Source organism: Aeromonas sp. 600774, from assembly GCF_049175075.1.
Lineage (GTDB): Bacteria > Pseudomonadota > Gammaproteobacteria > Enterobacterales > Aeromonadaceae > Aeromonas > Aeromonas veronii_A.
The window spans coordinates 76,463-102,621 of the sequence record NZ_JAAKUJ010000006.1 but is presented as its reverse complement, the minus strand read 5'-3'; the positions used below and the strand labels follow the sequence as shown (position 1 = coordinate 102,621).

Below are 26,159 nucleotides of genomic sequence, written 5' to 3'. Positions count from 1 at the left end.
TGGTGATCCAGACTCAACGAATTTGTTTATCTGACCTGCCGAGATAACAAACACACAATCCGGTCATAATGTAAGCAACTGGATAGACAGACATACGCAGTTGTTTATTTTTATTGGCATTTTTATATAATGCGCGCACGTCCCAGTGGCACAGCTGGATAGCGCGCGCCCCTCCTAAGGGCGAGGTCGCAGGTTCGAATCCTGCCTGGGACGCCACCAATCCCCCTTTCGCATTCACTCATCTCGTTGACGATGGGGACAGCGTCTAGCAGCACTCTGCTTGCGCCATCAAAATTTTCACCGAGTCACAAGCAACTGTATTCGTACGGCATTCGGCATATGCCCTCTCTCTGATAGACTGCTTCTCTTTGGCTGAGCCTTCGAGCAAAGCCAGCTGCTTCATCTTGCAAAGGAGTGTTGGATGTCCGGTTGTTCCTGGTGGGATAGATCCACCGGTTTTGCCTTGCTGACCATTGTGCTGTGGGCCTCGCTGGCGGCGCTGACGTCACGAGTCACCAGCGTGTCACCGCTGGTACTGGTCGGGCTGGTGCTGTTTTTCTGCGGGGTCGGGGCCTTGCCGTTCTGGCGCCAATGGCGTGCTCGTCCGATTACCTGGCTGGTGACGGTTGCGGCATTGCTGCTCTACCATCTGCTGCTCTTTATGAGCTTTCGTCATGCCCCGGTGCTGGAAGCAAACCTCATCAACTACCTCTGGCCGCTCTGCATCATTCTGTTCACCCCGCTGTTGTTGCCAGGCCATCCACTCCATGCCCGTCACCTGCTGGCTGGCGCCTTTGGTCTCGCGGGCTCCATGCTGGTGATGGTCAATGGCGAGCTGCAACTGCAGCAGGCCTATCTGCCGGGATACCTGCTGGCACTGGGCGCGGCAGTCGTCTGGGGAGCCTACTCGGTATTATCACGCCGTCTGCCGCCAGCCCCCGCCGTTGTCACTGCGGCAGCCTGCCTGCCCGCAGGTTTGCTGGCGCTGCTGCTTGCCCGTCTGCTCGAAGGGCCTCTGCCGCTCGCGCAGCTCCCCACCAGTGACTGGCTCCTCATCATCGGGCTGGCGCTGGGCCCCATGGGGGCGGCCTTCGTTACTTGGTATCTTGCACTGCGAGACGGCGATCCTCGCCGGATCGGGGCGCTTGCCTACCTGACACCGCTGCTGAGCACCTTGCTGCTGGTGTTGCTCAATGGTGAAGCGCTCACCCCGCGCCATCTTCTGGCCGGAGCACTTATTATGGGCGGCGCCCTGCTCGGTATGCTGGGCCAACGTAATAGCGCGCAGGCTTCCTCATCCAGTTAAATCGGCAACATGGGGCCACTTGACCCGCCTTGTCATAAAAGCGCCATCATCCCTGTTTAGGCTCGGGCCATGCTCCCCCATGGTCTGCGCTGACAGGAATAACCCCGTGAAAATCGCCCACTACGCCTCCCTCTCCTCCCTGGTTCTGCTACTGGTCGCGGGAGGACAGGCACTGGCTCTCTACCACGGCTGGCAACAGCTTGCCCGTACCAGTCAAGCCCAGCGCCAGCACGAAACGCTGCAACAACTGGTGACCATTACCCTGCAAAACAGTCTGCGTGACTACCTCAACAGCGGCGATCCGCAGCAACTGACCGCGGCAGAGAAGATCCGCCAGCAAGCGCTCTCCTCGCTGGCCGCTCAGGATGATGCCGTGGCGGCCCCGCTCAAACAGCAACTCGAACAGATGGCGCAGCGCATCGCTCACGACTATCAGGCCGCAGGCAAGCTCTCGGGCAACAGCCAGCTGTTGCTGCAACATGCGGAGAGTGAACTGGGCAGCCAGGCCATGGCACTGATCCGCTATGGGGAGCAAGGCGCCAGCACGGAACAATCTGCTGCGGCACAACAATATCGCCGCGGTGCAGCCGAGATCCTGGCGGGCCTGCCGCGCCTCGCCCATTTGCGCCAAAGCTATATGGAGCAAGGCAATGAGAAGCTGCTCGAAGGGATCCGCTTCGAGCTGGAGGCACTGCAAAAACAGGCGCAAGCGCTGCAAGCCTTGCCGCTGCTCGGTCTGTATGAAGAGGCGCCCGCCGATGAGTTCACTCTGGGGGAGCCGGTGCGAAAGGAGCTGGGGGATCAACCGCGCAGTGAATTACGCTCGTTGCTGGGCCGCTATCCGCAGGAGCTGGCCAACAGCCGCACGGCGCTACAACAGCAACAGGCTGGCCGCCAGACCGTGCAGCAAGACATCATGGCGATGTTGCAAGCGACCAGACAGATGGGGGAACAACTTGCCCGCGAGCGGCAAGCCGTCAATCAGGAGCTGGCCACCATCATCGGCACGCTGGCGCTCTGCCTAGTGGTGGTTGCCCTGCTGTTTGCGCTGGTGCAACGACGCTGGCTGCTCGCCCCCTTGTTGCGACTGCGCGGAGCCTTTCTGCAGCTCGATCAGACGGGGCAGGCCGAGCCGTTGCCTGCCGGGCACGATCGCAACGAGCTGACCGATATTGTTGCCAGCTACAACCGGCTAATCGGTCGCCTGCACCAGGACCAGCAACAAAAAGAGGGACAGCTGTCAGCGGTATCCCTCAGTCTGCAAGGGATGGTCAGTCAGGTTGACGAGATCCACCACAGCACCCGCACTACCGAACAGGTGGTCGACGAGAGCGGCCAGATGATGGATGAGCTGAACCAGCTGGCCGGAGAGGTCCATCAGGTCGCCGCCGACATCGCCCGGCATGCCCACCATAACGAACAGGCGATGAGCCAGAGCGAAGATCTGGTGGGTAGCATGCTGCACGCCACTCATCAGACCGGACTGGCGATTGACGAGAGCGATGAGGCGCTGCAAGCACTCACCCGCTCGGTTGCCGATGTAACGGCCATTGTCGATGTGATCGGTCATATCGCTCAGCAGACCAACTTGCTGGCCCTCAACGCCGCCATCGAGGCGGCTCGCGCAGGGGAACAGGGACGCGGCTTTGCGGTGGTCGCCGATGAAGTGCGCCATCTCTCGGCCAATACCCAGCAGTCCCTCAACCAGATCACCGATATTCTGGGACGTCTGACCCAATCCGGTGAACAGCTTGGTGCCGTGCTGAACCGGATCACCAGCGAGTCAAGCCGCCAGCGGGCGCAGGCTGAACAACTGCGCCAGACCACCCAGGCGGTGCGGGAGATCGCCCGCAACACCGCAGTGATCGCCCTGCAGGGCGCCGACAACGCCAAAAGTCAGGAACACAAGCTGGCCAGTTTTGCCGATTTGATCGCCCGTATTCATCAGCATGCCCGTCAGGTGAGTCAGCTCTCTGTACAGGTCTCATCCCATATCCATCATCAGGCGCAACAGATCCCCCGGATCCTTGGTCAGCAAGGCTGACCCCTATTCGCGCCGCATCCCACCAGATCACTTTCCCTCAACCAGAGGGAAAGTTTTTTTGTAGCACAAAATTATCTGTTACCGGCAGGTTAACTGACCCCTCTTCACCCGTATCGGATGAAAACCCGCGCTGGCGCTGGCTACAGCCTCAAGAAAACGCTCTCATCACCGTGATACCTGCCATGAGGCTGTTTACAACCTTGCCCATGATTATTTGCACTCGGTCATACTTTTGAAATGTTGAGGGAACTTTTCATTGATATTTCGCACCGCGAACGTACTCTTGGAGTTGTCCGGTAGCCAAGAATCGGAACACAAAAAAACAACATGTGATGATCAGGACTGCCAACGACGAGATGTGCCAAGACATCCGGGTTTGCAGGTAACCGAGAGAAGATTTTTTTGCCCTTCGGGGTTTTGATTGCAATGCCAATACCGAGCGGTAGGCCTGATGCCAACTGCCGGAAAAAAGCTAAGTCCATAAAATCAGGAGCAATAAAATGGAAAAAGTGATCTTCAAGCGCGCCGCTTTGAGTGCCGCTGTGGTAGCCGCTCTGGTCGCCCCCGGTATGGCGTTGGCAGCTCAGGATATGATGAGTCCGGATTACGGCCAATCCTATGAAACCTTCGTGAAAGACTCCAAACTGACCGGTGGTCTGTTCTACTTCCAGCGTGATCGTCAGCGCATCGATGGTGACCCGACTGCCGCCAAGAAAGAAGGCAAGTACCAGTCCAACCTGAGCCATGCCACCGTTCAAGCCGCTCTTAACTTCAACTCCGGTTATGCCTGGGACACAGTAGGTCTGGATCTGGGCGGCTTCGGTGCTTATGACCTGGCCGTTACCGAAAATCACCCGGTCAACCAGGAGAACGAATTCTCCTTCGCTGGCCGCACCTGGGGCAACAACGCCAAAGATGGCTCCCCTGAAGGTGGTTTCAGCCTCTCCAACGCAGCGATGAAGCTGAAATTCCTGGACGGCGGCATCACTGCCAAGGGTGGTTATACCCAGCTGTATGTCCCTGGCCAAATCGGTGTTAACTGGTCTTATCAGCCGGGTACCTATCGTGGTGGTCAAGTCGAAGGTAACTTCGGCGGCCTCTACCTGACCTACGCCATCGCTGACGAGTACAAGGCCCCCTGGTACAAAGAGACTCAGGTCTTCTCCCGTGCCAAAGCGTGGATGGATCCGTTCGCTGATGAAAACGTCATCGACTACATCCACGGTATCGCAGCCCGTTACACCTTCGAAAATGGCACTGCTGTGACCGGTTCTTTCGGTCAGTCCGAAGGCTACATGGATAGCTACCACTTCAAACTGGCTCACAAGTTTGACGTACTGGGCGGCCTCTCCACCAGCTACCAGTTCTACGGTTCCGAGACCGAGACCTACACCAAGGGCGCTTCCCAGATCGAAACTTATGACGGTCTGGCATGGCAACAAGCTCTGACAGCCGCCTGGGGCATGGGCCCTTACGGCTTCCGTCTGGAAGGTCTGTGGACCAAGGCTGAAGGTGCGGAAGGTAACTACCTGCCTCGCCTGACCCGTGGCTACGCCAACTCCCAGGGCGCCAACGAAATTTGGTGGGATTCCCGCTCCGATTGGAACGCCAACAACGAAAAAGCGCTGTTCTTCGGTGTAACCCGCTCTCTGGATGATCTGGTTGGTGCTCCTGGCTGGTCCGTCGGTGTATCCGGTGCTTACGGTTGGGATATCGAAACCGGTCAAGGCAAGAAAGCAGCCAACGGTGAAGATACCGAATGGGCAGCCAACTTCGATGTCACCTATACCGTGCAGGATGGCAAGCTGAAAGGCACCCTGTTCAAACTGCACTACACCGACTACAACAACGACATCAGCCAGGGCGGCGGTTGGACCGATTACCCCAACATCTTCGCCTCCGAGCACGACGTCAAGTTCCACATCATCATGCCGCTTACCTTCATGTAATCAGGCAAGACGATGTCAGCAAACCGGGCCACTTGGCCCGGTTTTCTTTTTGCCGGTTGGCAGGCTAACATGCGAGCCGGATAAGGGTTTTATCCACTCACCTGCCAGTACGCTTTGTCAACAGTCACAAGGACGCCATCATGCCCCGTTTTGTTCTGATCACCGGTTGTTCCAGCGGTATTGGCCTCACTGCCGCACTGGCGCTCGGGCAGCACGGTTTTACCGTGATCGCCTCGGCGCGCAAGGCGGAAGATGTGGCCCGTCTGCAACAACAGGGATTGCTGGCGGTACAACTGGATCTGGCGGACCCTGCTTCCATCGAGCTGGGTGCCAGTGCGGCGCTCCATCTGGCAGGCGGGCGCCTCTATGGCCTGTTCAACAACGGCGCTTATGGCCAACCCGGGGCGCTGGAAGATCTGCCCACCGAGGCGCTCAGGGAGCAGTTCAATACCAACCTGTTTGGCTGGCACCATCTGATCCGTCAGGTGCTGCCGCCGATGCTGGAGGCCAAAGAGGGTCGGATAGTACAGAACAGCTCGGTACTGGGGCTGGTTGCCATGAAGTATCGCGGCGCCTACAACGCCAGCAAATTTGCGCTGGAAGGCTATAGTGACACCCTGCGCCTCGAACTGGCGGGCAGCGGGGTACATATCAGCCTGATTGAACCGGGTCCTATCGATACCCGTTTTCGTGCCAATGCCCGCAGCGCCTTCTTGCGCCACATCGATCCGGCCCAGAGCCGTCATCAGTCGGCCTACCGTCAGACCCTGACGCGGCTGGAAAAAGAGGGGGCCACCAGCGGCTTTACCCTCTCCAGCGAAGCCTGCATCCCGCCGCTGCTCCATGCGCTGACCCACGCCCATCCCAAGGCGCGCTATCCGGTGACCACTCCAACCCGGCTGTTTGCCTTCTTGCGAAGGGTATTGCCCACTCGCTGGCTCGACAAACTGCTGGCCAAATCGGCCTGATCCCGTGATGGGCGGCAAACATCCTGCCGCCCGGATTGGGCTAGCTGTATAGCGGCATCACCAACCTGGTTTTACCCTCTCTTCAATAGTGCTCGCCATTGCTGTAGTAGGCGCTCTTGACCAAGGGAATCACCTGCACCACCACATAAGTCTGCTCCCCCAACACCTGCTTCAAATGGCGCGTGATAAGGCGCGCGGCGGCGTCCTGCATCTCTTGTGGCCGCTCGAACCAGTGCAGCTCGACAAACGGAAAACCCGCCTCTGGCTCGCCGTTGCGTATCCAGCAGCTATCAATCCGCTCCATGGTGACAAACTCCGGCTTGCCGCCGGTCAGCTCGCAAAGGTCGGCCAGCAGCGGGCCGCTCACCTGTTGCAGGGTATCGAGCGTCACGGCGCGAAAACGAAGATGGGGCATGGCAAACCTCTTGGTTATCTGAAATGAGGACTTATCATAGGAGTTATTGTCAGCAAGAGAAGTCACCCGGCGCATATTAAGGATCCCCATGAGATTTCATCGCACCCTCTTTGCCTTCCTGCTCTGCCTGCTGCTACCGCTGCACGCCTTTGCCGATCCCGCCTTCTATCGGGTGAGCAAGGGCAACCAGCAACACTGGCTGCTGGGCTCCATCCATGCGGGCAAGCCTTCACTCTATCCTCTGCCCGAGCCGGTGGAGCGTGCCTGGCTGCAGAGTCGCGCTCTGGTGATGGAGGTGGACATGAACAGCATCACGCCGGATCAGTGGCAACAGACCGGCTCCCTCACCCGACTGGTGGATGGCAAGCCGCTCAAGGATCATCTGCCTGCCGAACTCTATCAACGGACCCTGATGGCGGGCGCCCGCTATGGCATCGACGAGGCTACCCTCGCCACCCTGCGCCCCTGGTTTGCCGCCATTACCCTGACCCAGGCCGCCATGGCCCGCTCCGACTTCAAGAGTGAGCTCGGGATAGACCAGCACTTTGCCACCCGGGCTGCCAAAGAGGGCAAACCGGTAGTGGGTTTTGAAACCCTGCTGGAGCAGCTCGGTTATCTGGCCAGCGTGGGTGACAACCAGACCCTGATGCTTGCCAGTACCCTGGATGAGCTGCCAATGCTGGAGACAGGTTTCGCCGCCGTGATGAAGGCGTGGCAGCAAGGGGATGAGGCGACGCTGATCAATCTGCTCAAGGAGGAGATGGCTCCCCCCGCGCTACAGAGCTGGATGGAGCAGACCCTGCTGGCCGAGCGCAACCACAACTGGCTGAAGAAATGGTCCACCCTGCCCAACGAGAGCTTTATCGTGGTAGGCGCCCTGCACCTTTACGGCGAACAGGGTTTGCTGGCGCTGCTGGAGCAGCAGGGGTGGCACATTACTCCACTCACCACCCCTAGCCCGGCACAAGCTCAAGAACAAAGAGTCCAGTGAGAACGATCACAGAACGAACTGGTTATTAAACAACCTGAAAGGGAGTTGATCGGGATCATCCCGGACGGGGCAAAGAGGTATTTATCATGCCTGTCATCAACCGGGTGACAGGAGCAATAAAATGGACTTTTGGCTGGACCTGATGTTTGGCAACAGCGTGGGATTGATGTCGATGCTGGTGATAATCGGCACCTTCTTGCTCATCAGCTCTTACGCGGCCTACTTCATCTACAAGGTGATGCACTCGCAACCGCCTCATTCACAGCAACCCCATTCTCAACAGCCCAAAGAGGGAAAATAATCCTCTGACCACAGGCGGCAGTTCACACTGACCGCCTGTGCTGTTTTATGGTTCGCGACTGTGATTCCCGGGACAGGATGCACCAGTGTCCATGCCGGCCCTCCCTTATCCCCCCTGCCCCTTTCCCCGTTTTCTGTGCCGGTTGCGGCCGTTATAATGGCCCCCACTTTTTCTTATGGGGAGCCTGCCGTGTCTCATAACGACGAACTCTCGCTATTCATGAATGAAGTGGCCGACGTGCGGCCCATTCGCAGCGACAATATCCATCCCCATGCGGCCAAATCCGCCCCGACCGAGGCGCAGCTCGCTCGCCGTCAGGCTGCCACCGCCGAGCAACTCGCCCTCGACCACCTCACCATGGAGGCCATCGAGATGCGCGATCCGCACGAAATCGTCGGCTTCAAGCGTGATGGGGTGCAGGAGGGGGTCTACAAGAAGCTGCGGCTCGGCAAATACGAGCTGCAGGCGAGCCTGGACTTGCACCAGAAAACCCTCAACGAAGCGCGCCAGACGCTGGTGCAGTTCATTGCGGATTGTGAAGTCCGGGATATCCGCTGCCTGCTTATCCTGCATGGCAAGGGGGAGCGCAGCACCCCGCGCGCCCTGCTGAAAAGCTATGTCAGCGCCTGGTTGCCGCAACTGCCCGCCGTCATGGCGATCCACAGCGCCGAGCGTCGCCACGGCGGCAGCGGTGCTCTATACGTGCTGCTGCGTAAAAGCGAACGCAAAAAAGCAGAAAACCGCGAACGGCACCAGAAGCGGCTCGGCTAATCCGCCGCTCGCCACCACGCCTTTGGCCCACCTGCGCTAAGGTGGTCAACGATGCAGCGGCGGTGTTAGCATCGAACGGCCCCGATCATGCCAGGTACGGGGCGGCATACCATCAGGGACGATAACAAGGACAATCCCATGTCATATCAAAAGCTTGAACAACATCAGCAGCAGATCCACCGCTTTAGCCACCTCGCCGCCATCTGCGGCTGGGATCAGGCGGCCATGATGCCGGAAGGGGGCAACGATGCCCGCGCCGAAGCGATGGCCGAACTCGGTCTGCTGATCCACCAGAAGCGCACCGCTCCCGAGCTGGGCGACTGGATTGCCAAGGCCGAGAGTGAGCCGCTCGATGAAGTGCAACGTGCCAACCTCGGCGAGATCAAGCGCCAGTGGCAAGATGCCAGCCTGCTGCCCGGTGAGCTGGTCGAAGCGCTGTCGCTCGCCGGCAGCAAGTGCGAGCACGCCTGGCGCAGCCAGCGCAAGAACAACGACTGGGCCGGTTTTGCTCCCAATCTCGAGGAGGTGGTGAAACTCTCCCGTGAAGTAGCGCAGCTGCGGGCCGATGCGCTTGGCGTGCGCCCCTACGACGCCATGCTGGCCCTCTATGAGCCGGGCATGACCAGCACACGACTTGATCAAATCTTCGGCGATCTCGCCAGCTGGTTGCCGGATCTTATCCTGACCGTGAGTGAACAACAAAAGGGCGATGCCTTGTTGCTGCCGCAAGGCCCCTTCCCCATCCCGACCCAGCAAGCGCTCGGTCAGGAGGTGATGGGACTGCTCGGCTTTGATTTCGCCCACGGCCGGCTCGATGTGAGCAGTCACCCCTTCTGTGGCGGCGTGCCGACCGACGTGCGGATCACCACCCGCTATAACGAGCAGGAGTTTGTCTCCAGCCTGATGGGCATAGTGCACGAGACCGGTCACGCCCGTTACGAGCAGGGGCTGCCGCGCCATCTGCTGGGTCAGCCGGTGGCCGAGGCCCGCTCCATGGCGATCCACGAGAGCCAGAGCCTGTTTTGCGAGATGCAGCTGGGGCATCATCCGGCCTTCCTCGCGCTGCTGGCACCACGCATTCGTCACCACTTCGGCGAGCAGGCGGCGTTTGCGCCGGACAATCTGGCCAAGCTCTACAGCCGGGTCGAGCCGGGCTTTATCCGGGTCGATGCGGACGAGGTGACCTATCCGGCCCACGTTATCCTGCGCTACGAGCTGGAGCGCGATCTGGTGGAAGGGAAGATCGAGGTGGCCGACATCCCCGAGCTGTGGGACGCCAAGATGCAGCAGTGGCTGGGGCTCTCCACCAAGGGCAACTACCGCAATGGCTGCATGCAGGATATTCACTGGACCGACGGCTCGTTCGGCTACTTCCCGAGCTACACCCTGGGCGCCATGTATGCCGCCCAGCTGCGTTTTGCCCTCGAAAAAGAGCTGGGCAGCATGGGGGAGGTGATCGCGGCGGGTCGCTTGCCGGAGATCTTCGGCTGGCTCGGGCGCCAGATCTGGTCACAGGGGAGCCTGCACAGCACCGACGAGCTGGTGCGCCGCGCCACCGGTGAAGCGCTCAACCCGCACTGGCTGCGCCAGCATCTGGAACAGCGTTATCTGAAGTGATGCTTGCTACACGGGTAACAAAAGACGGGGCCCTTTTAGTTGACCACTACAGGGCCCCGTTTTTATGGCGGTGCATGGCACAGCACGCCGCCACAACCATGCTGTAAAAAGAGAAAATTCAGAGAGGATCAGGGGAACCCAGCAACTCGCGCAGTTGCAGGATATTGCCCTCAGGGTCGAAGGCGTTGCGCACCACAAAGCCGGGCCCCGTCCACTGCTGTGGCAGCAGGCCGCCGCCGAGATCCGCCGCCTTCGCTTCTGCCCAGGCGAGGCTGGAGACGGTGAAGAACAGCTTGATGGCCCCCTCTTCCCGCAATTCCGGCGGCCGCTTGATAACAACTTGCCCGGTATAAGGCTCGGGAATGGCGTGGATCAGCAGCTGGATATCGCTGTTTTCCAGCACCACCAACTGCTCATCCTGACTGCAGACCACCATCTGCAGCAATGTACGGTAAAAGTGGGTCAGCAGGCCCGGATCCTTGGCATAGATCAGGGCACCGGCACGAGCTGGGCCTGGCATGGAGCACTCCTCAACAGTGAACGACTGGGTGGACAGATCTCCACCTTCTCACAGTTGCGCGCCCCATTCGATCCTTTTTAGCGGCTCGCCAGCCTCACTGCACAAAGTGCCACTGCCGCAGTGCCAACGTCGGAGGCGGCCCCTGATCGTCCCCCAGATCTGCCATGCCCAGCGCCTCGTCATAGTGCACACCGCCCGCGCCACTCTCGGTCAAGTGTTTTGCCCGCACCGCCCCGTACAGACCGCCACTTCCGCTGATCTTCATCTCGGTGAGCGGGGCATAGAGAGCGGCATAGAGCGGCGTATTGCCCGACAGCTTGACCCCATCCTTGCCGCTATACGCGGAATAGATAGAGATAGCGGGCGTACCGCCAGCGGTCAGCCCCTGTTTGGCTGCCGTCACCTCGGCACCGGCCCCAAGATCGACCTTACCGCTGACGATCAGGGTCAGGCTGCTCCCCTCGCTCACCGTCAACTTGTTGCTGCCTGTCATGGTGAAATCCTTGTCGATCAGCAGCACCACATCCCCCTTGATGGTGAGACTGGCATCGGCCCCCATATTGAGGCTGTCGAGCTTGTAAATGGTCTGTTCCTTGCCAAACAGCTCCCCCTTGCCGGGGAACGGCAGCCCGGGCTTTTGCTGGTTGCTGCTGGTGACCGAGCCGGTGGCAGGATCCGTGGTCAGCACCATCTGCTGGGTGGCCCCGAGCGTCAGCGGGCCATTGATGGGCAATGTTGCAGGGGGGAACGATTTGGGCAGCGCGGCCACATTGAGCGGGTCACACACCTGCCCGGCAACAGGCGGTAGCTTGGGATGAGTTCGGTATTGGGGCTCCAGATACTTCTGATGCTTGGCATCAAGGAATGCCCCGTTCCCACCATAGTTCAACTTGTCGCCAGCAATGCTGGTGCCATGACCCATAGAAACATCCCCATTGATCGCAACAGCTCCGGCAATATGCCCCCCTTGCAAGGCAAAATTTCCACTCCCGTTCACGCTGCCCTCAACCCTGACGACCCCATCAGAGGGAGAAATGGTGATATCGCCGCCAGCAAGTACATTACCCGCAACAGGTGAAGAACCTTTCAAGGTCACCGAGCCGGTCGCCCGCACATCACCCCAGATGGGGGAGTGCCCGGCGAGCACCACATTGGCCTTGTCGCTGACGGTCGCCACCTTGGCGTTCTGCCCCTGATTAAGGGTCCCGGAAACAGACTCCTTGTACGCTCCCTTGCGCGAATCATAGCTGTCGATAAAACCGCTACCGGAAAGGCTTAGCCCTTCGCATGCCACTACCGAATCCTGAAAGATGAGATTGCCGGGCTCGCGCTTGAGGGCAAACAGCGCGTTGAGACTGGCATTGCCCTCCAGATAACGGCCATGGCTCTGCAACGCCAGTTTGCTGCCTGTAGAAGCATCCAGCTGATCGATGCGAAAGCGGCTGCCCGCCATGGCCCCTTCCCCCTTGCCTGGCACCTTCTGCACCAGTTGATCCCACTCTATCCGTGGTTCGGAGCCGAGCGCCTGATGCAGGGCGCGATAACTGTCGTTCATCCCCTGCTCGGCACTGAGCTGTGCATTGATCTTCTTGTGAAAATTGCCGCTCAGGCGGGTTTGCAGCTGGTTCTCCTGAATGCTGGTAAACACCAGCAGGCTCGACAGCAGGCTCACCACCAGCACCACCAGCAATACGGCTCCTCGCTGCCCCTGCAATCCCTTGTTCATCCTGCTCCCCCTGCACCGGATGTGGCCAGTGCTGCCGCCCAGACCGCCTTGCGGCGTGCCACCTGCACCTCTACCCCAGGCGCCAGATAGCTCGGCAGCCCTTCGGGCAAGATGCGGATATTGACCAGCGCCCCCTGCTGGCCGAATTCAAGATCCTGAAGATGGGCCAGCAACAGGCGCGGGCCATCCCCGTCATCGCAACTGAGTACCGGCGGCGTGAAGCGGTACTGCTCGGTAAAATCGGCGGTTTTCTGGTTGCCAAGGCAGGAGAGCACCGGACTGCCCCCCTCTACCTTGAAAGCCAGCGTCAGGCGATCAGGGGTGACCGCTATCAGCTGATCCGCCTGCTTGACGCTGTTGGTAAAGGTGAGAGTGGCAAAGCGCAGCACTTCGTTCGCCTGCTCCAGCGCCTTGCTCTGCTCAACCGTGCTCTTGATAGGCACGTAACCGGCAAAAATAGCCAGCATCAGCATCAGACCGAGCACCATGGAGATCATCAGCTCGACGAGACTGACACCTCGCTGTCGGAAGGGAACGTTCAGCATAGTGGCGGAAATCCTGCGTTCAGCTCAACCCGCCTGGCACCGGAGATCCGCGCATCACGCCACTCGATGGCGACCACAAAGTGGTCGCTGTAGCGACTAGGCAGCACCAGCTGGTGGCCCTCGTGCAGGGTGAAGCGGGCAAGAAAATCGCCCTGGGTGAACCGCTCCGGCTTGCGCTGTACTTCACACAGCGAACCCCAGATCTGCTCCACACTGTTGCTCGCCTCAATCGTGGCCAACGTACTCTGCAGGCTATAGTGCGCCTGCTGCAACGAGACCACCTGCCCCTTGGCGAGACCGAGAAATACCATCACCGCCAACACCATGGAGACCATGATCTCCACCAGATTGAAACCCTGCTGGCGAGCAGGCGCGGTGTGTCTCATGAGCAGCTCCCGTGCAGCAGCTGGCCGCTCGGCGCCACACAGAGCACGCGCTGATCTCCGAGGCGATTGGCCAGAGTGATCTCGGCGTGGCTGCTACTGCCGGTTGGCGCGATCTTGATGGGGTCAAACGGCTTGATCACCACGCCGCCAGCAGGTGCTGCCGCCTGACGCAGCAACTTGCTGTCAGCCATCACCTCCCAGCCACCGTTCTCGGTGCCCTGCAGTACCACCGGCAGGGTCAGCTTGACCGCTTCGCTGCGGGCAAAGCGGTAGGCTGACGCGAGCTCGGTCGCACTGCGATCGAGTCGTTCGGCCGCGAGGCGCTGACTCATGGAGGGCACTGCAACCAGCAGCAAGATGGCGGCAATGCCGACCGTGATCATCAACTCAATCAGGGTAAATCCGCGCTCGTTCATCTTATGATCCCCAGCAGTCATGACGATTGGCCGCGCGATAACCGGTCTGATCGAGCGTCAGAGTGCCGCACTCATCCTGTTGTCGCGTCGTTGGAATGGCTTTGAGCAGATAGTCGCCAGCATCTTGCTGGCTGTAGCTGAACTGGTAAAAATCCGTGTTGGAAGGGGTGGCAAACGTGTCGGGATAACGGCCCTGTTGGGTATAGATACGTTCGAGGGCGAGCGCCTGCTCCAGCAATTGCTGCTGTGCTTCGTAACGACGTCCCTGTTGCAGATAACCCTGATACGCTGGCAACGCGATGGCCGCGAGAATGCTGACAACCGTCATGGCAATCAACAACTCGATCAGACTAAACCCCCGGCAATGGGGCCATGCCTTACAGTCGTTCACTTATCATCCTTGGCAAGTGTTGTTATTGGTCGGCCTTGGGCCGCAGATGTGATGACTTAATAATCACAAAAAATTAACTGACTCAATTGAACAACACAAAATCACCACATTCAATGTAAAAAAGATAATTATGTGATCTGTTATTAATTTATAAGCAGTTTTCGCCGCCACTAATCTCGCTAAGCAAATAAAGCTAGGCCAATCGAGCCTCCGACCCCATCCGTTATGAGCTCTTCTGCCGAGCCTTGCCAAATGGACAACAACGGAGCGAAGAGTGAAACCCAACCGTGCAACGAAAGAGTAAAAAAACTTCGGCCAATTTTTGCTATCCCTGTCCGTTTCTGGCTAGTCATGGCCCCCGAGCCCCCTTACTCTCTTGCCATCTATTCCAGCAACGCCGCCAACACCATGAATGCAAAGCCAAGCCCTGAGTCGTCACCGGATGAGGTGATCAACACCCTCAGCCGCGAACAGTGTCACGCCGCACGGCTCGCCCGCGATGCTCGCTTCGATGGCCGCTTCTTTACCGGCGTGCTCTCGACCGGCATCTACTGCCGGCCTGTCTGCCCGGCACGGCCACCGCACGAGCACAATGTGCGCTACTTCCAAAGCGCCGCGGCCGCCGAGCAGTATGGGCTGCGACCCTGCCTGCGCTGCCGCCCTGAGCTGGCCCCCGCCGCCCGTGGCGATCTGCCGGTTGAACTGGCACGTCTGCTGGCACGCATCGATCGCGGAGAGCTGGCGGAGGGCACGCTCGCCAAACTGGCCACTGAGGAAGGGATCAGCGAACGCACCCTGCGCCGCCAGTTCGAGCAACATCTCGGCGCCTCACCAAAACAGGTGGAGCAGACGCGCCGCCTGCTGCTCGCGAAACGGCTGCTGACCGAAACAGGGCTGCCCATTACCGACATCGCGTTTGCCGCCGGCTTTGCCAGCATCCGCCGCTTCAATGATGCTTGGCTCAACGCCTACGGACTGGCCCCGCGCTCCCTGCGCCAGCAGGAGCAGCACGGTGACGCGCCAGAGCACATAGGCTCGGAGCCGCGCGGCGCAACGCTGACGCTGCAGTTGCCCTACCGCCCCCCATATGATGTGGCGGCCATGCTGGCGTTCTACCGGCTGCGTGCGATCCCCGGGCTGGAGCGGGTAGATGGCGAGGTGTATGAGCGGCGCTACCAGGTCGGTAATCAGGTCGCGCTGGTGCGCATCGCGCAGGGCAAGGGGCACAGCCTGCAACTCACCGTTCATAATCTGCCGCTCGCGGCGCTGCCCGATCTGCTCTATCGGGTGCGCAGGATGTGGGATCTCGATGCCGATATGCAGCGGATCGGCGATCTGCTCGCTCAGGATCCTCTGCTCTCCCGCTTGCTGGCGCGCTGGCCCGGCGTACGGCTGCCGGGTGGCTGGGACGAGTACGAGGTGATGCTGCGCGCCATCGTCGGCCAGCAGGTCTCGGTCAAGGGGGCCATCACCATACTCGGGCGGCTGGTGGCTCGCACCGAGGCGCAATTCGGGATGGCGCAACTGCCGCCCCCCGCCCAGTTGTGCGAACTCGATCTCGACGGTATCGGCATGCCCGGCAGCCGCATTCGTACCCTGCGCGGCGTGGCACAGGCGCTGGCCAGCGGCGAGCTGACCCTCACGACAGCCAGTGACGAGCAGTTGCTGGCGCTGCCGGGCATAGGCCCGTGGACGGTCTCTTACTGGCGGCTGCGCTGCGGGCTGGATACCGATGCCTTCCCCGCTTCCGATCTGGTGCTGCAAAAGGCACTCGGCGGCGGCACCAAGCTGCCGGTAAAAGAGGTGTTGGCGCAAAGCGCAGCATGGCAGCCGTGGCGCAGCTATGCGGCCAGCTGGCTGTGGCATGCCATGAGTGAAGCGCCCGATTTGCTACTCCGTGCCACTGGCAACAAAAACCAGCAGGATAGCCAACAACAGGAGATAACCCCATGATCCGCTACGATATCCTGCCGACCCGCTGCAGCGATCTGCTGGTCGCCATCAATGAATCTGGTCTGGTGCACGTGGACTTTGTGGCGGGCCTGCGGGCACTGCCCGATATGAGTGGCTGGCAGCAAGATCACGAAGAGCTGGCTCCCTTCCTCGCCGAATTTGACGCCTATTTTGCCGGTCGCTTGCAGCGCTTCTCCCTGTCCCTTGCCGCCCGTGGCACCGCCTTTCAGCAGGCGGTGTGGCAAGCGCTGTGCGACATCCCCTATGGCGAGACCCGCAGCTACAGCGATATTGCCCGCGCCATCGGCAAGCCAGAGGCGGTGCGGGCTGTGGGCGCGGCGAATGGCCGCAATCCGCTCTCGATCATCGTCCCCTGCCATCGGGTGATCGGCCAAAACGGCAGCCTGACCGGCTATGCGGGGGGATTGGAGATCAAAAAAGCACTGCTGGCGCTGGAGAGGGGCAATTAAAGGAGGGTAGGCAGAGAACCTGCGATAAAAAACTGCCCCTTTCCGGACGGAGAAAGGGGCTCATTGCTCAGCGTTTCAGGCTGCCCATCACATGCATTTCGCAGCGGTTGCAGTCAAAACGCAGGCGGAAGGTGTCTTTACCCATCTTGAGTTCCAGCGGCTCGGCCTTGAGACCGGGCACCTCGTTCGGGCAGAGGTTCTGGCTGTAGCGGATGCAATGCTTGGTGATCATCAGCACCACTTCCCGCTCCTCCTTGTTCGCCTCATAGGCGGGAGCGATGCGCTCCACCCCGTGTTCGCGGAAGAACTGCTCGGCGGCGCTGTTCAGCACGTTGCCAAGGTAGGAGAGACGGTGCTGGGGATAGTTTATATCCCGCAGGGCGATCCGTCGCTCGGGGCGCTGGTAGCTGGCCACCCGCGCCGCCTCTAGCGCGGCGATGCCATCCCGGCGCAAACCGTTGAGCTGTGATGCAGCGATAAACAGCGGGTGAGTGAATGCCAACTCAATCTTGCGCGCCACAAACAGGGTATTGCCGAGTTTACCAAGCTGATCCCGCGCCTGTTGCAGCGCCCGCTCCGGGTTGTCGGCAGGCTGTTTGTCACAGGGAAGTGTCACCGCGGCGCTGATGCCTTGTTCGTCGGTGAGCGTGAGGCTCACGCCCTCATCGCACTCTGCCAGCACCATATCGACCCGGATGCGGCGATCCGCGCTCGCCTTCTCCAGCATCTTGCTGAACGCCTGATCGTGGTTGCGGTAGATTTCGGTCCCCACCTTTAGCCCCGGCATGCGTTCTGACAGGAGTAACTGCTTACCTTCGACCTTGTTGAGGCGCATCCCCACCAGCTCGTTGTTCGGCTTGAAGAAGCCCAAACCGTCGCCGTTGTTGAGGGTGACCTGTTTGCCATCAATCTCGATACCGTCACGGGTCACCCTGGTAACCCGCCCCAGCGGTTCGCCCACATATTTCGGGCTCTTGGTGGAGTCGATCCCCTGCTGGCGACCATGGAGGAAGTAGTCGGTGCTGCCGCGGTTGAAGCTCTTTTTGGGGTCAGGCGTGAAGCTGTAGCTGCAACGGCCAGCAGAGGCGGCCACCAGATCGGAGCGACTATCCAGAATGGCGTCCAGCTTCTGCCGATACCAGGCGGTAACGTTCTTGACGTAGTCGAGCCCCTTGAGTCGCCCTTCAATCTTGAAGGAGCGGATCCCCGCCTCGATCAAGGCCTCCAGGTTGTCGGTCTGATCCATATCCTTGAGGGACAACAGGTGGCTGTCGGCCACCAGCACTTCGCCATCCGGCTTTTGCAGCGAGCAGGGCAGACGGCAGAGCTGGGCACACTCGCCACGGTTGGCGCTGCGGCCGGTACGGGCATGGCTGATGTTGCACTGGCCGCTGTAGGAGACACAGAGCGCGCCGTGGATAAAGAACTCCAGCTGCACATTGGTCGCCGCGCTGATCTCGCGGATCTGCGCAAGGGACAGTTCGCGCGCCAGCACCACCTGAGAGAAACCCACATCCTGCAGAAACTTCACCTTCTCCGGCGTGCGGTTGTCGGTCTGGGTACTGGCATGGAGCGCAATAGGTGGCAAATCCAGCGCCAGCAGCCCCATATCCTGCACAATCAGCGCATCGGCACCGGCTTCGTAGATCTGGTGGGTCAGCCGCCGGGCCTGCTCCAGCTCGTGATCGTGCAGCAAAGTATTGAAGGCGACAAAGACCTGGGCACCGAAACGGTGGGCGTGGCGCGCCAGCGCCTCGATATCCTCGATGGAGTTGCCCGCCGCACTGCGGGCGCCGAAGGCAGGGCCACCCATGTAGACGGCATCGGCACCATGGTTGATGGCTTCTATGCCGTAGGCGAGGTTCTTGGCCGGAGCCAGCAGCTCCAACCGGTTATTGTGGCTTAAAGGGTGCTTGTTCTGGTGCATAGTCTCGGGATCAGGGCGGACAGCAAATGGGCGCTACTCTAGCCCATTCGCCACCCGCGTGCCTTGATCCCGCTTAAGGTATCCGCAAAATGCAGGATTAGATAACCACCTTGAGTGCCAGCCCGAGCAGCACCAGGCCGCTCACCTTATCGATCACAAAGGATTTGGCTTTAAGCCACGCCAGCACCGGCCCGCGGGAGAGCACCAGCGCCACCAGCACGTACCAGACGGCATCGATCCCGCCCGCGGTGAGCATCATGATGCCCCCTTCGCTCCAGCCGGTATCGGCCCGCACAAACTGGCTGAACAGGGCGATGAAGAAAACCGCCAGCTGGGGGTTAAGGAAGGCAACCATATAACCTTCAAAGGCCCCTTGCCGACCGCGCAACTGATGTACCTCTTCATTCCCTTCGTCACTGGCTGGTTTTGCCAGCAGGGCTTTCACCCCGAGCCAGGCAAGAAACGCGGCGCCGCCGTAGCGGATCAAATCAAACAGGATCGGTGTCTGGGTGATCAAAATGGAAAGGCCGAGCGCCGTGACCAGCGCATAGATACCAACCCCGAGGCCGTGGCCAAGCGCAGTAGCGACGCCATGCCCCTGCCCGCCCTGCACCGTGTTGCGGATGATCAGCGCCAGACTCGGCCCCGGGCTGATGGCCCCCATCACGCAGATTGCGGCCAGTGCCAGCCAACTCGTCAGTTCCATGCTTTTCCTCTTTTGTGCTCGATATGATGACCTGTACTCAGGGTACGGGCTGAGCCATTATGCCAGTAGTGAAAGTTATGAATAGATTCCATAACCCATGGCTATAACGCCACACAACTGACCGGGGCTAACCGCCGAGATCGAGCAGCTTGCGACTCTCGCCAACGGTGCGTTGCAGATGATCCCGCAGGAAGGGGTAGGCCAGCTCGCGAAACCAGCGGTGGGCTGGATCCTGATGGTGGCGCTGATGCCACAGCAGATGATACTGCTGGTCGCGGGTAGCAAAGGGCAGATCGACAAAGGTGAGCTCATGGCCACAGGAGAGCTGCCAGGCGATATGGGCCGGGGTGGTCATCAGGCAATCGGTGCGCAGCAACACCTCCACTGCCGCCTGAAAGAAGGGAACTCTGGCAAACCAGCGCCGACTCAGTCCCTGCGGCGCCAACACCTGCTCCACCGGGCTGTCCTTGTCGCCACCGCCACTCACCTGCAGGTGAGGCCAGGCGAGATAGTCATCGAGATTAAGTGTCTTGCCTGCCAGCGGGTGGTGACATCCCATCAGCACCGCCAGCCGATCTTCCCCCTGATGCAGACCACGGATCTGATCCGGTACCTGCTCGGTGATGGTGGAGACCAGATCCAGCTCGGACTGCCACAACTGCGGCAGCTGACGCTTGTCCCACAGGCTGTACTCCAGCGCCGCCAACGGCGCCTCTTTGGCGAGCGCGGCACAGATATCGGGCAGGATATGCTGGGCCACATAATCGGAGGAGGCGAGCCGAAATACCCGCTCGCAGCGGCTCGGGTCAAATCCGGGCGCCTCGTAGAGCCGCTCCAGCGCACCGAGAGAATCCGCCAGCTGGGCGGCCAACAGTTCGGCCCGTGGCGTCAGCAGCCAGCGTTGCCCCTCCCGCACCAGCAACTCGTCATCAAACTCGCTGCGCAACTGGGCAAGCTGCTTGCTGATGGAGGGCTGACTCAGGTGCAACAGCTCGGCGGCGCGGCTGATATTGCGGGTCTCCAGCAGCACCTTGAGGGTCGGCAACAAGTTGAGATTGGCTCTGAGCAAGGAGATACCCTCATCGGTGGTGAAACGCCTATCTTAGGGCAGATGAGTCCCGCGTTTTAAGCAAAATTTCCAGCCATATTCCGCACGTTGCAGCCCTTTGCGACCAGATGGCACAGCTGAGCCCCCTGCACATAACCATGACCACAAGATGACAGTGGTTGTCTCGTACGGCATAATTGCACGATTTTCCGCCCGCGGGCGATCCACTTGAGAAGCGGTAACAAGATGAAATACGCCAATATCACCGGCTGGGGCAAATGCCTGCCTCCCTCCGTGCTGACCAACGACGACCTCAGCACCATCATGGATACATCAGACGAGTGGATCTATCCGCGCACCGGCATCAAGGCCCGCCGGATCTCCCATGTCAGCACCTCGGATCTCGCCACCCTGGCCGGTCGCCGCGCACTGGCCTGCGCCGGTCTGGAAGCCAGCGATCTCGATGGCATCATCCTGGCCACCGCCACCCCGGACAACCTGCTGCCAAGCGCCGCCTCTGCGGTGCAAAAGAAGCTGGGCGCCGTCAACGCCGCCGTGTTTGACCTCAACGCGGCCTGCACCGGTTTCGTCTACTCCCTCTCCGTCGCTACCTCGCTGGTGCAGACTGGCATGATGAAGAAGGTGCTGGTGATTGGCGCCGAGCGCCTCACCTACCTGCTGGACTGGGCACGCCGCGATACCGCCGTACTGTTTGGCGATGGTGCCGGTGCCGTGGTGATAGAGGCAAGCGAGCAGGAGTGTGGCCTGATCGCCAACAAGCTGGGTTGCGACAGCGAAGCGCGGGAGATCCTGCATGTACCGAACTTCGGTACCGACCGGGTGCGTTTTGCCGATATCGATGGCCTGTTCACCTTCAACTTCGAAGGGCCGGAGATCTTCAAACGTGCTGTGCGCGGCATGGGTGAGGCCACCAGCACTGTGCTGGCGCAGGCCGGTATTGCGCCGGAGCAGGTCGACCTGATCGTGCCGCACCAGGCCAATATCCGCATCATCGAGACCCTCGCCAAACGGATGAATGCGCCGATGGAGAAGGTGATGGTCAACATCGAAAACTACGGCAACACCTCCGCAGCCACCGTACCTATCGCCCTGTGCGAAGCGCTGGAGCAGGGGCGCGTCAAGCCGAATTCCTATCTGCTGACTGCCGCCTTCGGTGCCGGCCTGACCTGGGGCGCAGCCATCATCAAGTGGGGCGATCGTGTTACCCCTATCAACAAGTGCGAGGCCGAGCTGCCACCGTGCGACCAGAGCGCACTGGAACTGATTGCTCACGCCGTCGAAGGGTGTCAGAAGGCCCACGCCAACGAGGCCTGATCCTTATCAGGAGCCTGAATCCTCAGGCTCCTTTCTCCCACACCGCTCTCCCTCCCCCTTCGCGACACTTTTCTAACCTGACCTCTTGAGGCTCCGGCAATGCCCACCACATCCTGAGCAGAGAGCCAACTTCGGCGTGATGAGTCTGAGCGCATAAAAAAGTCCGGCGCCCCAAAGGGCGCCGGACTTTTTACTGCAACCGGAGAATCCGGTTCAGGAGGACAGATTACTCTGCGGCAGGCGCTTCGGCAGCAACCGGAGCATCAGCAGCCGGGGCTGCATCAGTCGGAGCGTTCGCTTCCTTGATGGAGAGACGTACGCGGCCCTGACGGTCCACTTCCAGTACCTTCACCTTGACCACGTCACCGATGGTCAGATGGTCAGCCACGTTCTGCACGCGAGCGTCGGTGATCTGGGAGATGTGTACCAGACCATCTTTGCCCGGCAGAATGTTGACGAATGCACCAAAATCGGCCAGACGGACAACTTTACCTTCATAGATGCGGTTCACTTCGATCTCGGCGGTGATGGCCTCGATGCGACGGATCGCTTCCATGGCAGCTTCGTTGGCCACGGCGGAGATACGTACAGTACCGTCATCATCCAGCTCGATGTTGGTGCCGGTCTCTTCGGTCAGCGCACGGATCACGGAACCACCCTTACCGATCACGTCCTTGATCTTCTCAGGATTGATCTTGATGGTGTGGATACGCGGTGCGAAATCAGAGATCTGGGCACGGGGAGCCTGGATTGCTTCATCCATCACTTTGAGGATGTGCAGACGGGCGCCACGAGCTTGCTTCAGGGCAATCTCCATGATCTCTTTGGTGATGCCTTCGATCTTGATGTCCATCTGCAGCGCGGTCACACCTTCGGTGGTACCGGCTACTTTGAAGTCCATGTCGCCCAGGTGATCTTCGTCACCCAGAATGTCAGACAGCACGACGAAACCTTCTTCTTCCTTCACCAGACCCATGGCGATACCGGCGACGGAGGCCTTGATCGGCACACCGGCATCCATCAGCGCCAGGGAGGAACCACAGACAGACGCCATGGAGGAGGAGCCGTTGGATTCGGTGATTTCAGAGACCACGCGCACCACGTACGGGAACTCGGCGGCGCTCGGCATCACGGCAGCAACGCCGCGCTTGGCCAGACGGCCGTGACCGATTTCACGACGCTTCGGGCTACCCATCATGCCGGTCTCACCGACGCAGTATGGCGGGAAGTTGTAGTGCAGCATGAAGCGATCGGCACGGTTGCCGGTCAGCTCGTCGATGTTCTGGGCGTCACGCTCGGTACCCAGGGTCGCAACGACCATAGCCTGGGTTTCACCACGAGTGAACAGGGCAGAACCGTGAGCACGGGGCAATACGCCGGTAGCGACAGACAGGGCACGGATCATTTCCGGATCGCGACCGTCGATACGCGGCTCACCACGTACGACACGACCACGAACGATGCGGCTTTCCAGGCTGTGGAACTCTTCGCCAATCTTCTTGGCATCTTCTTCCACGCCTGACGCGATAACTTGCTCAACCACACGGCCCTTGATGGCAGCGATTGTTTCGTAACGAACAGCCTTCTCGGTGATGCGGTAGGCTTCACCCAGCTCGGCGCTCGCCAGCTCGGCAACCTTGGCTTTCAGCGCTTCGTTGACGGCAGGCGGAGTCCAGTCCCACGGCTTGGTGCCGACGGCAGCGGCAAACTCGTTGATCGCATTGATCACGGTCTGCATCTGCTCGTGACCGTATACCACGGCGCCCAGCATCACTTCTTCGGAGAGGATGGCCGCTTCGGACTCAACCATCAGCACGGCATTGGCAGTACCGGCAACCACCAGATCCAGATCGCTCTGCGGCAGTTCGGTAGTGGTCGGGTTCAGCACATACTGACCGTTCATGTAACCCACGCGAGCAGCACCGATCGGGCCGCCAAACGGGATACCGGAGATGGCCAGTGCAGCAGATGCACCGATCATGGCAACGATGTCGGGGGATACGGCCGGATTCACGGACATGACGGTCGCAACGACCTGAACCTCATTGAGGAAGCCTTCCGGGAACAGCGGACGAATAGGACGGTCGATCAGACGGGAGATAAGAGTCTCGCCTTCGCTCGGACGGCCTTCACGACGGAAGAAACCACCCGGGATACGACCAGCAGCATAGGTACGCTCCTGGTAGTTGACGGTCAGCGGGAAGAAATCACGGCCATGATCGGCCTCTTTCTTGCCGACTACGGTCACAAATACGCAGGTATCGTCCATGCTGACCATAACGGCCGCAGTGGCTTGACGGGCCATCACACCGGTTTCCAGTGTGACGGTGTGTTGACCGTACTGGAATGACTTTACAATAGGATTCACGTGAATTTCCTTTTTACAATTTGGCTCTTTAAATTCGCGCACAAGTATACTTGATTCGATGCAAAAGGTAAGCGGCGACGCGAATTCTGTGAGGCAGGCAACGGCTTGAAGAGCAATAAAAAAGGGGAACCTGACGGTTCCCCTTTTTCGCGAAATCTGATGGTCGATTAACGACGCAGACCCAGCTTGGCGATCAGAGCAGCATAACGCTCGGAATCTTTACGCTTCAGGTAGTCCAGCAGCTTACGACGCTGGGAAACCATGCGCAGCAGACCGCGACGACCGTGGTGGTCCTTGGAGTGCTCTTTGAAGTGACCTTGCAGATGGTTGATCTGGGCAGTCAGCAGGGCAACTTGCACTTCGGGGGAACCGGTGTCGTTGGCGCAACGAGCGTTGTCAGCAACGATTTGAGCTTTGATCTCAGCATTTAGAGACATGGTAATACTCCAGTAGAGTGTTTAAAGGTTCACAGCCAATCTCTAATTCAGCCGTGAAATGAGGGCGGTATCATAATCGTCCCCGCCCCTTTTCGCAACGATAAAGAGGCGAAACGGGAAAGACGTTCTGATACCGCCTGAGGATCACTCCTCGTCGTGATAACGCACCAGTCGCTTGGGAGCGACGCGGCCATCATCATCAATCTCGCCAACCCCGATGAACTCGCGCTCCGGGCCGACCGTCATGCGAACCTGACCGCTTTGCGGCGCACCCGCCACCTGCACGGCCTGGCCCTGATTCACATAGGCAGCCACAACCGCCAGCATGTTCACCTCGGGCAAGCTTGCTACGGCGGTGTCCATCGGCAGCAACAGCGGATCCAGCTGCTCGCGCGGCGGGATGCTCTCGGCCTTGGCCTGCTCGAAGATGCACTCGAGTTGCTCCAGCGTCAGCATCCGCTCGTACGGATAGCTGGCCACCTGGGTACGACGCAACTGGGTCACGTGGGCGCCACAACCCAGCACTTCACCCAGATCATCCACCAGAGAGCGGATGTAGGTGCCTTTGCTGCAGTGCACTTCAAGGCGCACTTCATCACCTTCGAAGCTCAGCAGTTTGAGCTCGAATACGGTGATGGGACGGGCTTCACGCTCAATCTCGATGCCTTCGCGGGCATATTCGTAGAGCGGACGGCCGTTGTGCTTGAGCGCAGAGTACATGGAGGGCACCTGCATGATGGGGCCGCGGAACTGGTCCAGCGCCTCAATCAGGGTACCGACAGCCACGTTCACTGGACGGGTGGAGACCACCTCACCATCAGAGTCGCTGGTGTTGGTGCGCTCGCCCAGTTTGGCGGTCACCTCATAGCGCTTGTCCGCTTCCAGCAAATACTGGGAGAACTTGGTGGCCTCGCCGAGGCAGATCGGCAGCATGCCGGTCGCCAGCGGATCCAGTGCGCCGGTGTGACCGGCCTTGGCGGCGTTGTAGATGCGCTTGACCTTCTGCAACACATCGTTGGAGGTCAGGCCGGTCGGCTTGTCCAGCAGCAGAATGCCGTGCACATCACGGCCCTTGAAACGACGTCTTCGAGACATCTCAGGCTTTATCCTCAGTTGTGTCATCCGGTGCGGATTCAGCTTCTTCGTCACGGCCGGATTCGGCCATGCGACGCTTGTCTTCGCGCACAGTGTTGGTCACCAGGTTGGAGAGACGCATCCCCTCGACCAGGGTCTGGTCGTAGTAGAAACGCAGCTCGGGCACCACGCGCAGACGCATGGCACTGCCCAGCAGACTACGGATATATCCGGCTGCTTCGGTCAGACCCTGCAAGCCTTCCTTGATGCGCTCGGCATCATTTTCCAGCTGCAAGAAGGTGACGTAAATCTTGGCATAGTTGAGGTCACGGGACACTTCCACATCGGAAACAGTCACCATGCCGATGCGCGGGTCTTTCACCTCGCGCTGCAGGATCAGCGCGATTTCACGCTGGATCTGCTGTCCGACCCGACGGGTCCGGCTGAATTCTCTGGCCATATTCTATCCTGCGATAAAAGGGGGCCGCGGCCCCC

25 protein-coding genes and 1 tRNA gene are annotated in these 26,159 nt (G+C 59.9%); 12 read left to right on the top strand and 14 right to left on the bottom strand.

Annotation, left to right across the window (positions count from 1 at the left end):
• The first annotated feature begins 139 nt into the window (after positions 1-139).
• The 5 genes from G5171_RS08365 (at position 140) to G5171_RS08345 (ending at position 6,267) form a co-directional block, all read left to right on the top strand.
• A tRNA-Arg gene (locus G5171_RS08365) sits at positions 140-216 on the top strand.
• A 205-nt stretch (positions 217-421) separates the two neighbouring features.
• The gene (locus tag G5171_RS08360) at positions 422-1,306 is read left to right on the top strand and encodes a DMT family transporter (RefSeq protein ID WP_337073524.1); all 885 of its coding nucleotides are present in this window, start codon (positions 422-424) and stop codon (positions 1,304-1,306) included.
• 106 nt (positions 1,307-1,412) lie between these two features.
• Positions 1,413-3,350, top strand: a complete 1,938-nt coding sequence (locus tag G5171_RS08355; protein ID WP_421260036.1) for a methyl-accepting chemotaxis protein — start codon at positions 1,413-1,415, stop codon at positions 3,348-3,350.
• Positions 3,351-3,850: 500 nt separating this feature from the next.
• Entirely contained in the window at positions 3,851-5,299 is a 1,449-nt protein-coding gene (locus G5171_RS08350) for an OprD family outer membrane porin (RefSeq protein WP_005343605.1), read from the top strand.
• A 140-nt stretch (positions 5,300-5,439) separates the two neighbouring features.
• On the top strand, positions 5,440-6,267 hold the full coding sequence (locus G5171_RS08345) for an SDR family oxidoreductase (RefSeq protein WP_421251337.1): 828 nt from the start codon (positions 5,440-5,442) through the stop codon (positions 6,265-6,267).
• A gap of 82 nt (positions 6,268-6,349) precedes the next feature.
• Here G5171_RS08345 and G5171_RS08340 read toward each other — a convergent pair whose 3' ends face one another.
• The gene (locus tag G5171_RS08340) at positions 6,350-6,682 is read right to left on the bottom strand and encodes a DUF1904 family protein (protein WP_139739995.1); all 333 of its coding nucleotides are present in this window, start codon (positions 6,680-6,682) and stop codon (positions 6,350-6,352) included.
• Positions 6,683-6,770: 88 nt separating this feature from the next.
• Here G5171_RS08340 and G5171_RS08335 point away from each other — a divergent pair, with 88 nt between their 5' ends.
• The 4 genes from G5171_RS08335 (at position 6,771) to G5171_RS08320 (ending at position 10,362) form a co-directional block, all read left to right on the top strand.
• Positions 6,771-7,673, top strand: a complete 903-nt coding sequence (locus G5171_RS08335; protein WP_040068559.1) for a TraB/GumN family protein — start codon at positions 6,771-6,773, stop codon at positions 7,671-7,673.
• Positions 7,674-7,794: 121 nt separating this feature from the next.
• Positions 7,795-7,974, top strand: coding sequence for a DUF3149 domain-containing protein (locus G5171_RS08330; protein ID WP_005338733.1), 180 nt, complete (start codon positions 7,795-7,797; stop codon positions 7,972-7,974).
• Between the two features lie 189 nt (positions 7,975-8,163).
• A complete protein-coding gene (gene smrA / locus G5171_RS08325) occupies positions 8,164-8,745 on the top strand; it encodes a DNA endonuclease SmrA (RefSeq protein ID WP_005338734.1) in 582 nt (193 codons plus the stop codon).
• 138 nt (positions 8,746-8,883) lie between these two features.
• Positions 8,884-10,362, top strand: coding sequence for a carboxypeptidase M32 (locus G5171_RS08320; RefSeq protein WP_201944365.1), 1,479 nt, complete (start codon positions 8,884-8,886; stop codon positions 10,360-10,362).
• Between the two features lie 118 nt (positions 10,363-10,480).
• Here G5171_RS08320 and G5171_RS08315 read toward each other — a convergent pair whose 3' ends face one another.
• The 6 genes from G5171_RS08315 to G5171_RS08290 all read right to left on the bottom strand — a co-directional run bounded on the left by G5171_RS08315 (position 10,481) and on the right by G5171_RS08290 (position 14,346).
• The gene (locus G5171_RS08315) at positions 10,481-10,882 is read right to left on the bottom strand and encodes a VOC family protein (protein ID WP_159143128.1); all 402 of its coding nucleotides are present in this window, start codon (positions 10,880-10,882) and stop codon (positions 10,481-10,483) included.
• Positions 10,883-10,976: 94 nt separating this feature from the next.
• Positions 10,977-12,608 carry a DUF7305 domain-containing protein gene (locus G5171_RS08310; protein ID WP_337073528.1) on the bottom strand — a complete coding sequence of 544 codons (1,632 nt, stop codon included), beginning with the start codon at positions 12,606-12,608 and terminating at the stop codon, positions 10,977-10,979.
• Complete coding sequence (locus tag G5171_RS08305) at positions 12,605-13,153, bottom strand: PilW family protein (RefSeq protein WP_216979366.1); 549 nt, start codon at positions 13,151-13,153, stop codon at positions 12,605-12,607. The genes G5171_RS08310 and G5171_RS08305 overlap by 4 nt, the downstream gene beginning before the upstream one ends.
• Positions 13,147-13,539: a type IV pilus modification PilV family protein gene (locus tag G5171_RS08300; protein WP_159143122.1), complete on the bottom strand. Its 393-nt coding sequence runs from the start codon at positions 13,537-13,539 to the stop codon at positions 13,147-13,149. Before G5171_RS08300 ends, G5171_RS08305 begins: the two co-directional genes overlap by 7 nt.
• On the bottom strand, positions 13,536-13,955 hold the full coding sequence (locus G5171_RS08295; RefSeq protein ID WP_337073529.1) for a GspH/FimT family pseudopilin: 420 nt from the start codon (positions 13,953-13,955) through the stop codon (positions 13,536-13,538). The genes G5171_RS08300 and G5171_RS08295 overlap by 4 nt, the downstream gene beginning before the upstream one ends.
• Position 13,956: 1 nt before the next feature.
• Positions 13,957-14,346 carry a type IV pilin protein gene (locus G5171_RS08290; protein ID WP_005343572.1) on the bottom strand — a complete coding sequence of 130 codons (390 nt, stop codon included), beginning with the start codon at positions 14,344-14,346 and terminating at the stop codon, positions 13,957-13,959.
• Between the two features lie 408 nt (positions 14,347-14,754).
• Here G5171_RS08290 and G5171_RS08285 point away from each other — a divergent pair, with 408 nt between their 5' ends.
• Together G5171_RS08285 and G5171_RS08280 are read left to right on the top strand one after the other, a co-directional pair.
• Entirely contained in the window at positions 14,755-16,299 is a 1,545-nt protein-coding gene (locus G5171_RS08285) for an AlkA N-terminal domain-containing protein (RefSeq protein ID WP_421260067.1), read from the top strand.
• The gene (locus G5171_RS08280; protein WP_227341259.1) at positions 16,296-16,769 is read left to right on the top strand and encodes a methylated-DNA--[protein]-cysteine S-methyltransferase; all 474 of its coding nucleotides are present in this window, start codon (positions 16,296-16,298) and stop codon (positions 16,767-16,769) included. The genes G5171_RS08285 and G5171_RS08280 overlap by 4 nt, the downstream gene beginning before the upstream one ends.
• Positions 16,770-16,836: 67 nt before the next feature.
• Here the strand turns inward: G5171_RS08280 and G5171_RS08275 are convergent, their stop codons facing one another.
• From G5171_RS08275 to G5171_RS08265, 3 genes are all read right to left on the bottom strand, one after another.
• Positions 16,837-18,696, bottom strand: coding sequence for a U32 family peptidase (locus G5171_RS08275; RefSeq protein ID WP_337073531.1), 1,860 nt, complete (start codon positions 18,694-18,696; stop codon positions 16,837-16,839).
• A gap of 97 nt (positions 18,697-18,793) precedes the next feature.
• Positions 18,794-19,402, bottom strand: coding sequence for a LysE family translocator (locus G5171_RS08270; RefSeq protein ID WP_421260035.1), 609 nt, complete (start codon positions 19,400-19,402; stop codon positions 18,794-18,796).
• 127 nt (positions 19,403-19,529) lie between these two features.
• Positions 19,530-20,471 carry a LysR family transcriptional regulator gene (locus G5171_RS08265; protein WP_337073532.1) on the bottom strand — a complete coding sequence of 314 codons (942 nt, stop codon included), beginning with the start codon at positions 20,469-20,471 and terminating at the stop codon, positions 19,530-19,532.
• A 225-nt stretch (positions 20,472-20,696) separates the two neighbouring features.
• Between G5171_RS08265 and G5171_RS08260 the strand changes: the two genes are divergently transcribed.
• On the top strand, positions 20,697-21,785 hold the full coding sequence (locus tag G5171_RS08260; RefSeq protein ID WP_184234440.1) for a ketoacyl-ACP synthase III: 1,089 nt from the start codon (positions 20,697-20,699) through the stop codon (positions 21,783-21,785).
• A 226-nt stretch (positions 21,786-22,011) separates the two neighbouring features.
• On the opposite strand, the gene pnp is transcribed toward G5171_RS08260, so the two are convergent.
• From pnp to rbfA, 4 genes are all read right to left on the bottom strand, one after another.
• Positions 22,012-24,153: a polyribonucleotide nucleotidyltransferase gene (pnp, locus tag G5171_RS08255; RefSeq protein ID WP_337073533.1), complete on the bottom strand. Its 2,142-nt coding sequence runs from the start codon at positions 24,151-24,153 to the stop codon at positions 22,012-22,014.
• Between the two features lie 167 nt (positions 24,154-24,320).
• Positions 24,321-24,590, bottom strand: coding sequence for a 30S ribosomal protein S15 (gene rpsO, locus G5171_RS08250; RefSeq protein WP_005338797.1), 270 nt, complete (start codon positions 24,588-24,590; stop codon positions 24,321-24,323).
• Positions 24,591-24,734: 144 nt separating this feature from the next.
• Positions 24,735-25,685, bottom strand: coding sequence for a tRNA pseudouridine(55) synthase TruB (gene truB, locus G5171_RS08245; RefSeq protein WP_005343551.1), 951 nt, complete (start codon positions 25,683-25,685; stop codon positions 24,735-24,737).
• A gap of 1 nt (position 25,686) precedes the next feature.
• Positions 25,687-26,124 carry a 30S ribosome-binding factor RbfA gene (gene rbfA, locus G5171_RS08240; protein WP_005338799.1) on the bottom strand — a complete coding sequence of 146 codons (438 nt, stop codon included), beginning with the start codon at positions 26,122-26,124 and terminating at the stop codon, positions 25,687-25,689.
• Positions 26,125-26,159 lie beyond the last annotated feature (35 nt).

Coding starts and splice junctions, on each gene's coding strand:
- G5171_RS08360 (WP_337073524.1), top strand. CDS start 422: ATGTCCGGTTGTTCCTGGTGGGATAGATCCACCGGTTTTGCCTTGCTG.
- G5171_RS08350 (WP_005343605.1), top strand. CDS start 3,851: ATGGAAAAAGTGATCTTCAAGCGCGCCGCTTTGAGTGCCGCTGTGGTA.
- G5171_RS08345 (WP_421251337.1), top strand. CDS start 5,440: ATGCCCCGTTTTGTTCTGATCACCGGTTGTTCCAGCGGTATTGGCCTC.
- G5171_RS08340 (WP_139739995.1), bottom strand. CDS start 6,682: ATGCCCCATCTTCGTTTTCGCGCCGTGACGCTCGATACCCTGCAACAG.
- G5171_RS08335 (WP_040068559.1), top strand. CDS start 6,771: ATGAGATTTCATCGCACCCTCTTTGCCTTCCTGCTCTGCCTGCTGCTA.
- G5171_RS08330 (WP_005338733.1), top strand. CDS start 7,795: ATGGACTTTTGGCTGGACCTGATGTTTGGCAACAGCGTGGGATTGATG.
- G5171_RS08320 (WP_201944365.1), top strand. CDS start 8,884: ATGTCATATCAAAAGCTTGAACAACATCAGCAGCAGATCCACCGCTTT.
- G5171_RS08315 (WP_159143128.1), bottom strand. CDS start 10,882: ATGCCAGGCCCAGCTCGTGCCGGTGCCCTGATCTATGCCAAGGATCCG.
- G5171_RS08310 (WP_337073528.1), bottom strand. CDS start 12,608: ATGAACAAGGGATTGCAGGGGCAGCGAGGAGCCGTATTGCTGGTGGTG.
- G5171_RS08305 (WP_216979366.1), bottom strand. CDS start 13,153: ATGCTGAACGTTCCCTTCCGACAGCGAGGTGTCAGTCTCGTCGAGCTG.
- G5171_RS08300 (WP_159143122.1), bottom strand. CDS start 13,539: ATGAGACACACCGCGCCTGCTCGCCAGCAGGGTTTCAATCTGGTGGAG.
- G5171_RS08295 (WP_337073529.1), bottom strand. CDS start 13,955: ATGAACGAGCGCGGATTTACCCTGATTGAGTTGATGATCACGGTCGGC.
- G5171_RS08285 (WP_421260067.1), top strand. CDS start 14,755: ATGAATGCAAAGCCAAGCCCTGAGTCGTCACCGGATGAGGTGATCAAC.
- G5171_RS08280 (WP_227341259.1), top strand. CDS start 16,296: ATGATCCGCTACGATATCCTGCCGACCCGCTGCAGCGATCTGCTGGTC.
- G5171_RS08275 (WP_337073531.1), bottom strand. CDS start 18,696: ATGCACCAGAACAAGCACCCTTTAAGCCACAATAACCGGTTGGAGCTG.
- G5171_RS08270 (WP_421260035.1), bottom strand. CDS start 19,402: ATGGAACTGACGAGTTGGCTGGCACTGGCCGCAATCTGCGTGATGGGG.
- G5171_RS08260 (WP_184234440.1), top strand. CDS start 20,697: ATGAAATACGCCAATATCACCGGCTGGGGCAAATGCCTGCCTCCCTCC.
- rpsO (WP_005338797.1), bottom strand. CDS start 24,590: ATGTCTCTAAATGCTGAGATCAAAGCTCAAATCGTTGCTGACAACGCT.
- truB (WP_005343551.1), bottom strand. CDS start 25,685: ATGTCTCGAAGACGTCGTTTCAAGGGCCGTGATGTGCACGGCATTCTG.
- rbfA (WP_005338799.1), bottom strand. CDS start 26,124: ATGGCCAGAGAATTCAGCCGGACCCGTCGGGTCGGACAGCAGATCCAG.